Source organism: Cerasibacillus quisquiliarum (assembly GCF_014202495.1).
Taxonomy (GTDB): Bacteria; Bacillota; Bacilli; order Bacillales; family Amphibacillaceae; genus Cerasibacillus; species Cerasibacillus quisquiliarum.
This window is the reverse complement of the sequence record NZ_JACHHA010000005.1, coordinates 45,368-60,054: the sequence shown is the minus strand read 5'-3', so window position 1 is coordinate 60,054 and position 14,687 is coordinate 45,368. Positions and strand designations below refer to the sequence as shown.

The following is a 14,687-nucleotide window of genomic DNA, read 5'->3' as shown; positions in this document are numbered from 1 at the left end:
GAATTTCGTGTTATAAAATGTTTAAAATTGTTATGTATACAATATGACTAAGTTGGAAAAATGAATATAGAAGATATTTTTCCCACTTGTTTTCTATCATGATAGAGATTAAACATTTTTCTACAAATTAGGAGGAAATAAAATGGCAAATAAACAATCAGCTTTCCATATGCCATCCGTAAACTTATTCGGATCTGGTTCAGTTAATGAAGCAGGTACTCGTCTTAAAGGATTAGGTGTTAAGAAAACACTTTTAGTAACTGATGAAGGACTTCATCAACTAGGTCTTGCAGATAAAATTGCGACAATGATTCGTGAAGCTGGAGTAGATGTAGCAATATACCCTAAAGCGGAACCAAATCCTACAGATAAAAACGTTGAAGACGGCTTAAAAGCATTTAAAGCAGAGTCATGTGATAGTATCGTTACATTAGGCGGTGGTAGTTCACATGATGCTGGTAAAGCGATTGCTTTAGTAGCAGCAAACGGCGGAAAAATTCATGATTATGAAGGTGTTGACGTATCTGAAAATCCGATGGTACCTTTAGTAGCTATTAACACAACAGCAGGTACTGGTAGTGAGTTGACGAAATTCACTATTATTACAGATACAGCTCGTAAAGTAAAAATGGCTATTGTTGATAAACATGTCACTCCAACACTTTCTATTAATGATCCTGATTTAATGGTAGGAATGCCTGCAGGTTTAACAGCTGCAACTGGTCTTGATGCATTAACACATGCAATCGAAGCATATGTATCTACTGATGCCACACCAATTACAGATGCACTTGCAATTCAAGCCATGCGTATTATTCCAAAATATTTACCACGTGCCGTAGCTAATGGTCAAGACTTAGAAGCGCGTGAACAAATGGCTTATGCACAATCGTTAGCAGGAATGGCATTTAATAATGCAGGTTTAGGTTATGTCCATGCGATTGCACACCAATTCGGTGGATTCTATAATTTCCCACACGGTGTATGTAATGCCATCCTTTTACCACATGTGTGTCGGTTTAACTTAATTGCAAGGGAAGAGCGTTTTGCTGATATTGCTTCATTCTTAGGGGAGAATGTAGAAGGTTTAAGTGATTATGATGCCGCCCAAATTGCAATTGACACAATCGTAAGACTCGGACAAGACTTAGGAATCCCATCTGGATTTAAAGAAATGGGTGCTAAAGAGGAAGATATTCCAACATTGGCTAAAAACGCGATGAAAGATGCAACAGCACTAACAAACCCACGTCGACCAAAACTTGAAGAAGTTGAAGAAATTATTAAAAATGCTATGTAATAACTAAACTAAACATCTAACCCTCCTTCTTGCTGAAGGAGGGTTTTTTAACAAAGGCGATTTTGTTGAAACATCTTAAATTTTTAGACGTAATAAAGATGTAACTCTTGTAATCATTTGTTAAGATAAAGAGTGGAGTACATCTTGAAGGGGGAATATAATGGAGGACTTTAGAAAAGTAATTCAAATCGATCAATTAAAAAGATGGCGGCGTTTTGGTAAACGCTTAGCAATGACACTTTCTATATTTTTTATTCTTGTCATTATCGGATGGCCAACGTTTAAATGGTTTGTAGATTATATTTGGATGAATACATTAGGATTTGGTCGTGTATTTACAACCGTTTTGTCTAGTAAAATTATATTAGGTTTTACTGGTTTTATATTATTTGGTTTAACGACTATGATAACATTACATTGGATTCGTCGAGTATATATCAGTCACTTCGGATCACATCAAGTATCCACCATTCTTCAAAAAAAACCAATGATGAATTTAATAATTCTTTTTATAACTCTAATCATTGGGTTAGTAGGCAGTGTTATTGTTCAAGGTATCGGCTGGGAAGTTGCCTTGAAATTTTTAAAGCATACGTCTTTTGGCATTAAAGATCCATATTTTAATTTAGACGTATCGTTCTATATGTTTGTATTACCATTTTTAAAGTTTATTGTTTATGTTTTACTCGGTTTAACAATCTTTTTTTTCATGATTGAGATCGCTGCATATTCTGTTTTTAACATTTATCGTGATAATCGACAAGCACAAGTACATATGGGAATAACGCTTGCTATTCTAGGGGTTCTCTTTGCAGCACTCCATTATTTATCCATATATGGAACGGTTCTAACAGACTCAGTCAATCTTTTCCAGAAAAGTGTTGTACATGGATTAAGTTATACGGATAAATTAATTAATATTCCAAAAGGTTATATATTAGCAGGTGTAGCAATTATTGGTTCAATCTGGATGATTGTAGCGTTAACAAGTGGAAAGATTCATGAAATGATAAAGCCAGTCGTTCTTTATTTAGCATTATTGATTATTGGCCAAGGTGCTGCAATCATCGTTCAAAGTTTTATCGTGTCACCAAATGAGTTTGTTCGAGAAGAACCTTTTCTAAAGCATAATTTAACGTTTACGCGTGCTGCCTATGGACTTGATGATATTAAAGTGAAGGAGCATCCAGGGAATTACTCATTAACCGATGATATGGTAAAACGAAACGAGTTGACTTTAAACAATGTACGTTTAAATGATTCACGTCCATTATTAGATATTTATAATCAAATTCAAACGTTTAGAACATATTATAAATTCAATAATGTTGATATTGATCGTTATAAAATTGACGGAAAGTATGAGCAAGTTTTTATTGGTGCGAGAGAATTAAGTATGGATGATTTACCATCACAAGCTAAGACATGGGTTAATCGAAATTTAAGATATACACATGGCTATGGAATAGCGATGAGTCATGTAAATAAAGTAACGAAGCAAGGCCAACCAGAATATATGGTGAAAAACTTACCACCTGAAGGGGCGTTTGAAATTAAACGGCCACAAATATACTTTGGTGAAGAGGATTATCCGAACGTCATCGTCAATTCTAAAGTGGATGAATTTGATTTTCCGAAAGGAGAAGAAAATGAAACACATCGATACGAAGCTGATTTGGGTATTCCACTAAAGGGATTAAATAAGGTTTTATTTGCAATAAGTGAAGGATCATTTCGCATGCTCGTATCAGACCAATTAACGAAAGATAGCCAATTGTTAGCGACACGCAACATTATGGATCGAGTGAATAAAATTGCTCCTTTCTTTGAATATGATGAAGATCCTTATATATTCATCCGTGACGATGGTTCATTAGCTTGGATGATTGATGCTTATGTAACAGCAGAAAGATATCCATATTCCGAACCACATACCAAACATGAGAATTATATTCGTAATTCCGTTAAGGTTATGATTGATGCGTACTCGGGGGAAGTGAACTTTTATATTGCTGATCCCGATGATCCACTACTAAAAACATATGAACGTATATTCCCTGAGTTATTTACAAAAGATATCCCAGAAGATGTTAAAGCACATTTTCGATATCCACAGAAACTCTTCAAAATTCAGGCGAAAATGTATGGCACGTATCATATGTCAAACTTAGAAGTGTTCTATAATCGTGAAGATTATTGGCAGTTTCCAACGGAAAAGTACTTCAACAAAGATATTGAAATGAATCCATATTACATAACGATGGCTTTACCTGATCAAAATGAAGAAGAATTTATTTTAATGATGCCTTATACGCCGAAGAAAAGGCAGAACATGATTGCGTGGATTGGTGTACGAAATGATGGTGAACATTATGGTGAGATGTTCGTCTATCGTTTCCCTAAACAGAAAAATATTTACGGACCACAGCAAATAGAAAATCGAATTAATCAGGATAGTGTCATTTCGCAACAATTGAATTTATGGGCTCAAGGTGGATCCAAAGTGATACGTGGTAATTTATTAGCTATCCCAATCGAGGATACGGTACTATATGTCGAACCTATTTACATTGAATCCTCAAATGAAACATCACTTCCTGAAGTGAAGCAAGTTGTAATGGCTTATGGTGAACATATTGTCATGGAAGAAACGTTTGAAAAATCATTAAATAAAATATTAAGCTTGGTTGACCCAAATCACAAAGTGGAAACAAAATCAGAAAAAGAAACGAAGAAAGAACAAGACAAGAGAGAAAAAGAATCGTTAATGGATTCTGAAACAATCCTTCAAGAAATATCTCAATTATTCGATGACTATCGAACGGCATTAAGTAATGGAGACTGGAAAAAAGCTGCTAAAATTATGACAGAAATTGAAGCCCAGTTAGAACAAATAAATTAGTATTTTAAAACACACCTTTCACATTGGAAGGTGTGTTTTTTGTAAATGACCGTATTTTTCAAATAAAACATAAAAGTTAACAATTTAGACATATTTATTCCAGAGTATGGACAGATTGCTATAGAATACGCTTACATAATTCGCAAAATAATTAGATAATAGATAAAAATTATAATAAAGCCATTTACAAATTCAGTTAGAATTGTTATATTATTCAACATTATCATTGTTTAACTAGTGATGTTAAAAATAAAATATTAATAGGAGGCAGACGGATATGTTCGAACAACCACTTATTGCGACTGTTTGTATCTTTGCTCTGATAGCTTTTGGAGAATGGTTATCCATTGTTTCAAGAGCGAGAATTCCGATGTTACTTACAGCGATGGTCGGCTTTCTCATTATGGTATGGACGGGCATTTTTCCTGAAGATATTTTGGAAAAATCGCAATTTGCAGCGTTAGGTGCTATATTAATTGCTCCCGCCATTTTGCATATGGGGACTATGATTCCAATCAATTTACTGAAAAGTCAAGTAAAAGCTGTGTTAATAGCTTTAGGGGGCATTATAGTAGCTGGAGCTTTAATACTTTTAATTGTGCCTCTAATATATGATTATCCAACTGCTGTAGCAGGAATTGGCCCGATTAGTGGGGGAGTCATTGCCCTTATCATTACATCAGAAAGATTGACGGAGCTAGGCCTAACAAGTCTTGTCGTCATTCCAGCATTAATTGTTGCTTTCCAAGGTGTTGCGGGCATGCCAATAGCTCTTAATTTTATGAGAAAGTATGCGAAAGACGTACAGAAAGAGCTAGATGAAGGAACATTTGTACCAATGGGTGGTGGTATAGAGTTCATTGAAAAGCAGGAGGAAAAAAATGGCACGTGGAAAGTGATAAAAGAAAGTGCAACACTGAAATTATTTATTATTTTTGTTGGAGCTGGCATTGCCGTCCTTCTAGGTGAAATAACACCAGTGCATTATAGTTTATGGGCATTAGCTATTGGAATTATCGGCTTAAAATTAAAAATTTTTGAACCGCGATCATTAGAAAAAGCAAATTCTTTCACTTTAACGATGATTGGAATTATATTTGTTGTTATCGGAACGATGGCAGGTGTCACTCCGCAACAAGTTTGGAACAACTTACCACCAGTTATATTAATACTTGCATTAGGTACATTTGGAATTATGATTGGTGGTTGGCTCATATCAAAGTTAGTAAAATGGAGTCCATACAAAGGAATGCCTGTCGCTCTTACAGCATTATTTGGCTTCCCAGGAGATTATATATTATGTGAAGAGGTTAGTCGCAGTGCCGGTAGAAATGAAGAAGAAGAAAAACTTATTTTTAATGAATTATTGGCTCCTATGTTAATTGGTGGATTCACAACAGTGACAGTGGCATCTGTCGTAATTGCGGGAATTTTCATCCAAACACTTTAATGCAATGCATAATTAATTAAAGAAAGAGGAGAATGAAAATGACAAAAACAATGATTACAAATGGTGTACTTATTGATGGTACTGGTAATAATCCTATTCAGGATGCAGTTGTTGTGATTGAAAATGAAAAAATTATTTATGCTGGATCTAAAACAAATTATACAGAAAGAGGAGACGAAAAGGTTCTCGATGTTAAGGGGAAAACCATTTTACCTGGAATGATCGACTCTCATGTGCATATGACAATGGAATATGCCCCACTAGAAGAGCGAATGTCGACACCTTTTTCATATATGTTTTATAAAGCAGCAGAATATTTAAAGGCGACACTTCATGCGGGTGTTACGTCTGTGCGAGATGCACTTGGTACGGATTATGGTGTCAAAAAGGCAGTGGAAGATGGATTAATTATTGGTCCACGCATGCAATTGAGTATTAACGCTTTAACGATTACAGGTGGACATGGTGATGGTTATACTGTATCAGGAAATGAAATAGATCTCATGCCATCTGGATATCCTGGTATGCCTAGCGGAAAATGTGACGGTGTGGCGGAAGTGCGCAAAAAAACACGTGAAATATTAAGAGCAGGAGCAGAAGTTATTAAAGTACATGCTACAGGTGGTGTCCTTAGTCCAACCGATCATCCAGAATTCACGCAATTCTCTCTCGAAGAATTAAAAGCGATTGTTGAAGAAGGGAGATTTCGTAAAAATGTAAAAGTGATGGCTCATGCCCAAGGTGCTGAAGGAATTAAGAATGCAGTAAAAGCTGGGGTACATTCAATTGAACATGGCATTTTTATGGATGATGAAGCGATAGAGCTGATGCTTGAAAATGGGACATATTTAGTTCCAACTTTACTGGCCCCCGTTGCTGTTTTAGAAACTGCAGAACAGGTTGGAATGCCACAAACAGCTGTCGACAAGTCAAAAGAAGTTATTGAACAGCATAAAATAAGCTTTCAAAAGGCATATCAAGCAGGTGTGAAAATTGCCATGGGAACAGATGCTGGTGTGATGAAACACGGTACAAATTTAAGAGAATTAGGTTTAATGGTTGATGCGGGTATGACACCAATGGATGCTATAGTAGCATCGACTAAAACAGCTGCACAATGTCTTGAATGGGACAAACAATTAGGGACTGTGGAAGCAGGAAAGTTAGCCGACTTAATTATTGTAGAGAAAAATCCGCTTGAAGATATTTATTCATTAGCACATAATGATCAAATTAAAGTAGTCATTAAAAACGGAAAAATTGAAAAAGATATAAGATAATATAAAAAACAGCCTGGAATTATAACAGGCTGTTTTTTTTATCGGAAAAAAACTTAAGTTACGATATAATAAGGGATGAAAGTGAGGAATTCATGATGACAAGAATGCTATATATTATTATTGTTGTGTCCTTTTTAGATACATTTATTCAGTTGCCCATTATTACCCCATATGCGATTGATTTAGGTGCATCTCATATGTTAACAGGTGCAATTGTAGCTATCTATTCATTGACAAATATGATTGGAAACATCGTAGGTGGCCACTTTATCGATCGTTTTGGAAGAAAACAGATGTTATTATTAGGTGTTATATCGGTAGCAATTATATTATTATTTTATCCATTGGCACAAACAGGTATGCAGTTATTAACTATTCGCTTTTTACATGGTCTTGCCGGTGGTGTATTAATCCCAGCAGCCTTTGCGTTTATCGGTGATCAAACGAAAAAGCAAACACGTGGAAAGACGATGGCATTTACAGGTGCATCTATTGGTATTGCAGCTATATTAGGGCCTGCCCTTGGTGGTGCTATGGCAGCACAATCTAAAGTAGAGCACGTGTTTATATTTGTTTCGATTTTATTTGTGGTGACGTCTGTTTTAATCATTAAATATGTTAAAGATACGTATACTAAGACAGATAGAGGAAAAGCATCGTTAAGGAAATTTTTTCCAATACTAAAAAATCCTTTTATTATGCAAGCTTCTTTAGCAGCTTTCGCCTTGATGGTTAGTAATGGAACGTTGGCATTTGCTCTCCCGCTTAAAGTTGAGGACATATCTTTAAGTTCAGCAGTAACGGGTATGTTGTTAAGCACGTTTGGAATAACAGCATTAATTGTCTTTCTGACGCCAATTAATCGTATATATGATCGATTTTCACCTGTTGTCTTAGTTTTAACAGGTATTGGTTTAATAAGTGCCTCACTAGTGGTCGTTAATTATATGAGCAATTTTTGGGTAGGTTTTATAGCAATGATTGTTTATGGATTTGGATTTGCCCTGATATTTCCATCTATGAATCGAATGGTAGCAGATGCTACGACAGAGAGTAATCGTGGAAAAGCTTATGGCGTCTTCTATGCGTTCTTCTCTTTGGGTGTTGTGGCGGGATCAACATGTTCGGGTATAGTTTCCCAATATCTCGGTATGCCATTTATTTTTAGTGCACTCGTTATGTTTATGTGTGGACTATTATTATTTGTCATGACGAAAGTAACACAAAAAGATACGAGTTGTTTGGATTAACAGTTATATGAAAAATCTACCTTTCATATTAAGATGGAATTAGTCAAACCTATTGAATGAAAGGGAGGTTATGTTATGACACATCAATTACGAGATATTATGACATCAGATGTTGTGACAGTTAATGGTGCCCAAACAATTCAGGAAGCCGCTTCATTAATGAGTCAATATAATATTGGTTCAATTCCGGTTGTTGATGAATCTGGAAATTTACAAGGAATCATTACAGACCGTGATATTACACTTCGTTCTACAGCAGCTGGCGATAAGCCACATACGTTTGTGAAGGATGTTATGTCGACAAATAATATAGTCAGTGCGACTCCTGATATGGGAATAGAAGAGGCTGCACAATTAATGGCCAAGCAACAAATTAGGCGACTCCCTATCTTGGAAAATCAGCAACTTGTTGGTGTTGTTTCTTTAGGTGACCTCGCTGTGCATCAGGAGCACGATCAGAAAGCTGGAGCTGCATTGGCAAGCATATCAACACCATCCACACCTCAACAAAATCAATTTTAAAAATGAAGCCTATCCCTAATTAGGAGGATAGGCTTTGTTTTAATCATTATTTTCCGCCGGAATAATATTTTCTATTTCAGACCAATCGAACGTTCCTTCACGAATTTTTTCCCGTCGGTCTTTCGTTATTATATCAGTTGGACGTCCTCCTTTGGGCCAATCTTTTTCATGTCCTTTCCATTCAGGTCGTTCATGAGATAAAATGAATGCGGCTAAATCAGCTGCTTCTTGATCTGATAATTCATATTCATCACCTGGTGGCATATTGTTCTTTAAGTAGCCAGCCATTTTAACCATCCGAGCTAAACCAGCACCATCATTAAATGAGTTATCACCCCATAATGCCGGCCCTGTATTAGCACCTGTCCCAGATCCATCAACAGCATGACAAGAGAGACAGTTTTTTTCCTGATATAAATCTTTACCACGAACGACATCTGGTTCAGGTATTTCTTCCATTGTGTTTAACATTCTCCATGGAATTTCTTCTCCGACTTCAATACCCTCAGAAATATACGTCAAATAACTAACTAAGGCGCGCATCTCTTTACTATCTTGTGGAATTTTTTTACCATTCATACTTCGCAGCATGCATCCGTTAATACGGTCTTCCAATGTAAAGACAACACCTTCACGTGGTCTATACTGTGGAAATTGTGTTGTCACCCCGACCATAGATGATGCGTTAGATAGTCCACCATCAGCATGACAGCTTTGACATGATAATTTATTCCCTACATAATCATCAAGCACAACATGTGTCTCATTAAAAATTTCTTCACCATATTTAATATAATCTGTTTTTGGATTATCTGGGTCTAAATCATCAAGGGAAGGTGGGTTATAAGCCAATTCTTCTGTTTCACCTTTTTCATTAGTATTATTTTCTTTTGTCATTAGATTACCGTCATTTGTATTCGAACAAGCTCCAACAATAAAAATAATTAAGAATAGACCTACCCAAAATCTTTTTTGCTTTATCATTTAAATCCTCCTTTTTAATTATGTGATTTGATCCTACTTTAATTATAAGAATTTATTTGTATGCAGCCTAGATAAAAAAAGGTAAATGTAAGGGCTTTCAAAAAGTTGTAAAAAGAACGACACAAAAGGTTCATACTAAATATGTAAAAAAGAAGCGACAATAGTTGCAATGTCGCTTCCTTTCTGTTTAGTAATACCATGCAGCACCTACAATAATAAGTAGGATGAATAGTACGACGATTAATGCAAAACTTGTTCCATTTCCATATCCGTAATGACTTACTGGTGCACTATAACCATAACTGTAATTCCAGCAGCATCCCATAAAACTTTTCCTCCTTGTTTCTTAATATTTAGCAATAAAATGTCGCACCGACAATAATTAGCAAAATAAATAACACGACTATTAGTGTAAACCCATTTCCATAATTGCTACATTTAGAAACCGGTTCACTATATCCATGTCCACAGTACTGATAATAACTCATTATATTCACCTCCTAGATATCTTAATAGCCGTACCCAACATAAGCTGCCCCTACGATAATAAGTAGGATAAACAGTACGACGATTAGTGCAAAGCTTTTTCCATATCCATAATCAGATCCGCCCACATTTTTACCCATTTTCACAACACCTCCTGGTCGATTACAATATAATATATGAGTTAAATGCATAATGTGACCTAGACATTACCCCAGATTTCGCCTAATTAGGTGTGCTTCTTCCCTTCTAGTGATAACATCCATTCTTCATATTTTCATCTTTCATATAATGGAACAGGTTTGATCTATTGGAGGTGAAGAAATGTCGCAATATTATTATTCACTATGTAAGAAATATCACGGAAAAACAGTATTTATTCGAACACATGATGGATTAGAATATAGAGGAGTTATAAGGGAGGTTGACTCTCGATATGTTTATGTGCAACCTTTAAATCAGAGAAGAGGATTCGGATATGGCTATTATTTTCCGAGAAGACGTTTTCGAGAAGGAGTTGCTATCGGAATCGCTCTTGGCTCAATTGCTACTCTATTATTAATTCCACCATTTTTTTTCTTTTAAATAATTAATAAGAAACAGCCGGTTAGATTATCCGTCTGTTTCTTATTTTAATGATCATTCAGTTGAGCAATTGTTTCTGACGATAGAGGGATGATATCCTTAACTGTTAAATTATTTATTGTTAAATATTGGTAAACAACGTCATATCCTACAGCATACCCTAACATTTTTGGATATAAATATGATCCATATAATAACACGTCATGTTTTCGATGATGAATCGGAATCGAAATAGCTGGTAAAATCATGCGTTTCCAAAATCTTTTTAGTTGATGGGCATGGTATTTATTCGTCCAATTTGCTAAATAAGCATTCCCTAATTGTTCACGAACTCCATTCTCAGCCAATCCCTCAAGAATAATTGTATCTAATAATGTATATTCAGATTCTTCCTTTCTATATTGCGTGAGACGACATACATGGTTGTATTCGTGGGTAAATAAGGCAATGATTTCTTGTTTGGTTGTTTTAGGTGAAATAAATAAAAAAATTTGATTCCGAAATGCAAGCCCAGATTTTCCATTATGATATATGCGTAATTGTTTATTTAAAGGATCTGAAGGAAAGATATAGATAGGTATATCCGGTCCATTCCATTTTTGACGTAACTTTGAAAATTGTTTACGAATCATGTTCCAAAGGTTTTGTTTTCGCCATGATGTTACATACTCTAAACAGTCTTTCATAGGTTTTCTGAACATACCATAAGAGGTTAAAAGATTATAAATATCTTCTGTAGAAAAACCACTAAATGATGTTTTTAGCTTTTGGCAGATTTGTAATGGATTGCTATTCGTTTGTAATAGCCATTGGTCAGTTTGAACAACTGTCATCTTGTCATTCCCCTCTTTTTAATGTTTCGCTTATATATATGCTTTGTATTGATTGATGTGTATAAATGATTAGAAATGGCACATTCTAAAGATAAATATGTCGTTCTTGGGGTGTAATAAATGAATGATACTCTAGTTGTTTTTATCAGATCAATAGTTGCTTTCTTCTCATTATTAATATTCACGAGATCTCTTGGAAAACAACAAGTTAGTCACCTTACATTTTTTGATTACATATTAGGCATAACAATTGGTTCGATTGCTGCAACGTTAACAACCGATTTAACAAGTCGAGCGTGGCCACATTGGGTCGGTCTGTTTAGTTGGACATCATTTGTTTTTATACTACAGTGGGTGACAGTTAAAAGTCACAAATTATCTAAATACATTGATGGAGAACCAGCAATTGTCATTATGAACGGTCAAATCATGGAAGGCACGATGAAAAAACTGCGCTACAGAGCTGCTGATTTAACAGATCAATTAAGGGATAAAGGTATTTTTGATATGAATGAAGTTGCCTTTGCTATATTAGAGACAAATGGTAAACTCTCTGTTTTGAAGAAGTCTCCTTATCAACCTGTTACACCTAAAGATCTTAATCTTCCACCTAAATCAAAGGGAGTAGATGTTGAATTAATATATGATGGTCGTGTCTTAAAGAGCAATTTAAAACAAGTCAACAAGAACATGGAGTGGTTAGAAAACCAGATTAGATTATATGGTTTTACGTCTTCCAAAGATGTTTTTCTTGCTACTTACCAAAAAAACGGTTCATTTTATATTGATGGCTATCGTGATCATCTTTCACAAGCAACAGATGTCAGTGACTACAATGATTTAGAGTAGGTGATAAATGATGAAAGGTTTAGGTTTTATATTTATTCCAGTTTTTTTAATTGGAATATTTATACTTAGTATGACGACTGGGATTCTTTTAAAAAAGCCTTTTCTAGGTCATGATGATGTGCTACACCATGTGCATGTATTAAAAGAAGATGTACGAAATGAACAGTGGGATAAGGCAGAAGACCATCTGATAAAGGCGAAAAAGGCATGGAAAACGGTATCAAAAAGGATTCAATTTAGTTCAGAACGAGAGGAGATGCGATTAATTAGTCGTATATTTGTACGCATTCATGGTTTTATAGAAGCTAGAGAAAAGGGCAGTATATTAGCAGAGATAGCAGAAATTGAATATTTATGGGATGAATTAGGAAGATAAAAAAATGATACAAATAAACTCCTCTAAAACCCTACCCCTAATCAACAATGATACATATATTAACAATATAGGAAAAACACATCCTATGAAAAAATAATGAAGGAGGAGCCAAACAATGTCTTATGATGGAGGTTATGGGGGATTTAATAATAGCTTTGCTTTAATCGTTGTACTTTTTGTTTTACTCATTATAGTAGGCGTCTCTTTTGTAAATTACTAAATATAAAAAGTAAGTCGGAAAAGATTTTTCACATCTTATCCGACTTACTTATTTAACTAGTCACTTAATTGTTTTAATTCCTCATCCAAAAACTGCATGCTTTCATTGAATAAAGTGGGGTATGAGAGAAACCCGAGTAATATACTCGTAAAAACAGCTGTTGTTAATAATAAAAATAAGACGAGTAATTGAAAGAAGACTGCCTGTAACGGATCAGCTCCTGCAATAATTTGACCACTCATCATCCCAGGTAATTGTACGAGACCGATTGTTTTCTGACTCTCAATCGTTGGAATTGTACTGGCACGAATAGCTTGGACGAGCTGGTTTTGAACAGCTTGTTTTGGACTTCCCCCAAGTGATAATATTAGTTCTGTTTGATCTTGTTGTGATTTTATCTCACTTGTAAAGCGATTTAAAAATAATATAGCTAAAACCATTGAGTTACCAATAACCATTCCACTAAGTGGTATAATATATTGTGCTGTCGGTGGGGTAATTTGAAAGCCAATTAAAATAAACTGGGTGATTAACTCTATTAAAGTAAATGTAAGAACAAGCTTCCATGTTATTCCTCTTATCATTTTACCCTTTTTCCTTGCATTTTGGGTTGCAGCAATAATCATAATTGTAACCATGAGGATGATATATATATATTGCTCCGAATCAAATACAAATTTTAATAAGTATCCGACAATAAAGAGTTGAATGATGGATCGTATGGTTGCTATCAAGGTATCTTTTTCTAATCCAAGTTTAAAATACTTCGATAATATTAGCGGAATCAAGACAAATACAAGGGCAAAACTTAATGTAGTAAAACTCATGATGATCTTCCTTTCAAAAACTGAGCCACTTTATCTGTTTTCGGATGATCAAGTAAAGATATCGACCCACTTTCGATTAGCTGTCCCTGCATCATAACCCATACATAATCGCCCATTTGACGTGCTTGATTTATATCATGAGTAATCCATATAATTGTTGTACGATATTTTTTGTTTATTGTATAGATTAGTTTTTCAATTTCTTCTACAGAAATAGGGTCGAGTGATGAAGTGATTTCATCAAGCAATAGAATATGTGGTCGGTTAACAAGGGTGCGAGCAATGGATAATTTCTGTTTTTGGCCGCCAGATAAATCATTCACATGACGTGACAACATGTCAGTATCTAACCCAACGAGTTTTAAAAGTTCTTTCGCCTCATTTTCTGTTAATGATTTATTTTGTAATATTAAGGGCAAAGCTAAGTTTTTCCTAACAGTTCCATCAATCATTGTTGCTTGCTGTAGAGCGATCCCAGCATATCGTCTTAACGAAGGAGGATCGTAAGAATTAATGTTTTTATTATTGATGTATATGTTCCCAGAAGTTGGTGATTTTAATCCATTACATAGTTTTAATAACGAAGTTTTACCAGCTCCAGATGGTCCAACAAGAGCTGTAATTTTTCCTTTTGGAAACATCCCATTAATATGAGATAAAATGGTGTTGTTATCTCTCTTATACGATACATGTTCAAAATAAATTGCTGCATCTTCATTTAATATGTGATCCAAATGATGCACACTTCCTTTACTATGATGTAAATCGTTCGATGTACTTATCATATCAAAAAAAATTATATAAGTCCTACAGAATAGATAAACAG

Annotated in this window: 16 protein-coding genes and 1 pseudogene; 10 read left to right on the top strand and 7 right to left on the bottom strand. The window is 34.9% G+C overall.

From position 1 onward, the window contains the following. Positions 1-142: 142 nt before the first annotated feature. The 6 genes from HNQ35_RS07415 (at position 143) to HNQ35_RS07390 (ending at position 8,704) form a co-directional block, all read left to right on the top strand. A complete protein-coding gene (locus HNQ35_RS07415) occupies positions 143-1,300 on the top strand; it encodes an iron-containing alcohol dehydrogenase (protein WP_146936082.1) in 1,158 nt (385 codons plus the stop codon). A gap of 160 nt (positions 1,301-1,460) precedes the next feature. Further along, positions 1,461-4,202 (top strand): UPF0182 family membrane protein, encoded by a 2,742-nt coding sequence (locus HNQ35_RS07410; RefSeq protein WP_146936080.1) that lies wholly within the window; start codon positions 1,461-1,463, stop codon positions 4,200-4,202. 277 nt (positions 4,203-4,479) lie between these two features. Continuing rightward, positions 4,480-5,652 (top strand): hypothetical protein, encoded by a 1,173-nt coding sequence (locus tag HNQ35_RS07405; protein WP_146936078.1) that lies wholly within the window; start codon positions 4,480-4,482, stop codon positions 5,650-5,652. 38 nt (positions 5,653-5,690) lie between these two features. Continuing rightward, positions 5,691-6,932 (top strand): metal-dependent hydrolase family protein, encoded by a 1,242-nt coding sequence (locus HNQ35_RS07400; protein ID WP_146936077.1) that lies wholly within the window; start codon positions 5,691-5,693, stop codon positions 6,930-6,932. Between the two features lie 29 nt (positions 6,933-6,961). Continuing rightward, on the top strand, positions 6,962-8,182 hold the full coding sequence (locus HNQ35_RS07395) for an MFS transporter (RefSeq protein WP_260173510.1): 1,221 nt from the start codon (positions 6,962-6,964) through the stop codon (positions 8,180-8,182). Between the two features lie 75 nt (positions 8,183-8,257). Next, entirely contained in the window at positions 8,258-8,704 is a 447-nt protein-coding gene (locus HNQ35_RS07390; RefSeq protein ID WP_146936073.1) for a CBS domain-containing protein, read from the top strand. A gap of 39 nt (positions 8,705-8,743) precedes the next feature. On the opposite strand, the gene HNQ35_RS07385 is transcribed toward HNQ35_RS07390, so the two are convergent. The 4 genes and pseudogenes from HNQ35_RS07385 to HNQ35_RS07370 form a co-directional block, all read right to left on the bottom strand. Next, a complete protein-coding gene (locus HNQ35_RS07385; protein WP_146936071.1) occupies positions 8,744-9,688 on the bottom strand; it encodes a c-type cytochrome in 945 nt (314 codons plus the stop codon). Positions 9,689-9,875: 187 nt separating this feature from the next. Next, positions 9,876-9,959, bottom strand: a pseudogene (locus tag HNQ35_RS14500) (YjcZ family sporulation protein); the annotation flags it as partial. 82 nt (positions 9,960-10,041) lie between these two features. Further along, positions 10,042-10,176, bottom strand: a complete 135-nt coding sequence (locus HNQ35_RS07375; protein WP_146936067.1) for a YjcZ family sporulation protein — start codon at positions 10,174-10,176, stop codon at positions 10,042-10,044. A 21-nt stretch (positions 10,177-10,197) separates the two neighbouring features. Next, on the bottom strand, positions 10,198-10,314 hold the full coding sequence (locus HNQ35_RS07370) for a YjcZ family sporulation protein (RefSeq protein ID WP_146936065.1): 117 nt from the start codon (positions 10,312-10,314) through the stop codon (positions 10,198-10,200). 181 nt (positions 10,315-10,495) lie between these two features. Between HNQ35_RS07370 and HNQ35_RS07365 the strand changes: the two genes are divergently transcribed. Continuing rightward, entirely contained in the window at positions 10,496-10,756 is a 261-nt protein-coding gene (locus tag HNQ35_RS07365; RefSeq protein WP_146936063.1) for an LSm family protein, read from the top strand. Positions 10,757-10,803: 47 nt separating this feature from the next. Here HNQ35_RS07365 and HNQ35_RS07360 read toward each other — a convergent pair whose 3' ends face one another. Beyond that, a complete protein-coding gene (locus tag HNQ35_RS07360; protein ID WP_146936062.1) occupies positions 10,804-11,589 on the bottom strand; it encodes a DUF2268 domain-containing putative Zn-dependent protease in 786 nt (261 codons plus the stop codon). 120 nt (positions 11,590-11,709) lie between these two features. Between HNQ35_RS07360 and HNQ35_RS07355 the strand changes: the two genes are divergently transcribed. The 3 genes from HNQ35_RS07355 (at position 11,710) to HNQ35_RS07345 (ending at position 13,034) form a co-directional block, all read left to right on the top strand. Continuing rightward, positions 11,710-12,438 (top strand): DUF421 domain-containing protein, encoded by a 729-nt coding sequence (locus HNQ35_RS07355; RefSeq protein WP_146936061.1) that lies wholly within the window; start codon positions 11,710-11,712, stop codon positions 12,436-12,438. A 10-nt stretch (positions 12,439-12,448) separates the two neighbouring features. Continuing rightward, on the top strand, positions 12,449-12,814 hold the full coding sequence (locus tag HNQ35_RS07350; RefSeq protein WP_170226607.1) for a DUF4363 family protein: 366 nt from the start codon (positions 12,449-12,451) through the stop codon (positions 12,812-12,814). A 115-nt stretch (positions 12,815-12,929) separates the two neighbouring features. Then, positions 12,930-13,034, top strand: coding sequence for a YjcZ family sporulation protein (locus HNQ35_RS07345; RefSeq protein ID WP_146936059.1), 105 nt, complete (start codon positions 12,930-12,932; stop codon positions 13,032-13,034). Between the two features lie 56 nt (positions 13,035-13,090). On the opposite strand, the gene HNQ35_RS07340 is transcribed toward HNQ35_RS07345, so the two are convergent. Together HNQ35_RS07340 and HNQ35_RS07335 are read right to left on the bottom strand one after the other, a co-directional pair. After that, on the bottom strand, positions 13,091-13,861 hold the full coding sequence (locus tag HNQ35_RS07340; protein ID WP_146936058.1) for an ABC transporter permease: 771 nt from the start codon (positions 13,859-13,861) through the stop codon (positions 13,091-13,093). Continuing rightward, positions 13,858-14,595, bottom strand: coding sequence for an ABC transporter ATP-binding protein (locus HNQ35_RS07335; protein WP_246118051.1), 738 nt, complete (start codon positions 14,593-14,595; stop codon positions 13,858-13,860). Before HNQ35_RS07335 ends, HNQ35_RS07340 begins: the two co-directional genes overlap by 4 nt. Positions 14,596-14,687: the final 92 nt, after the last annotated feature.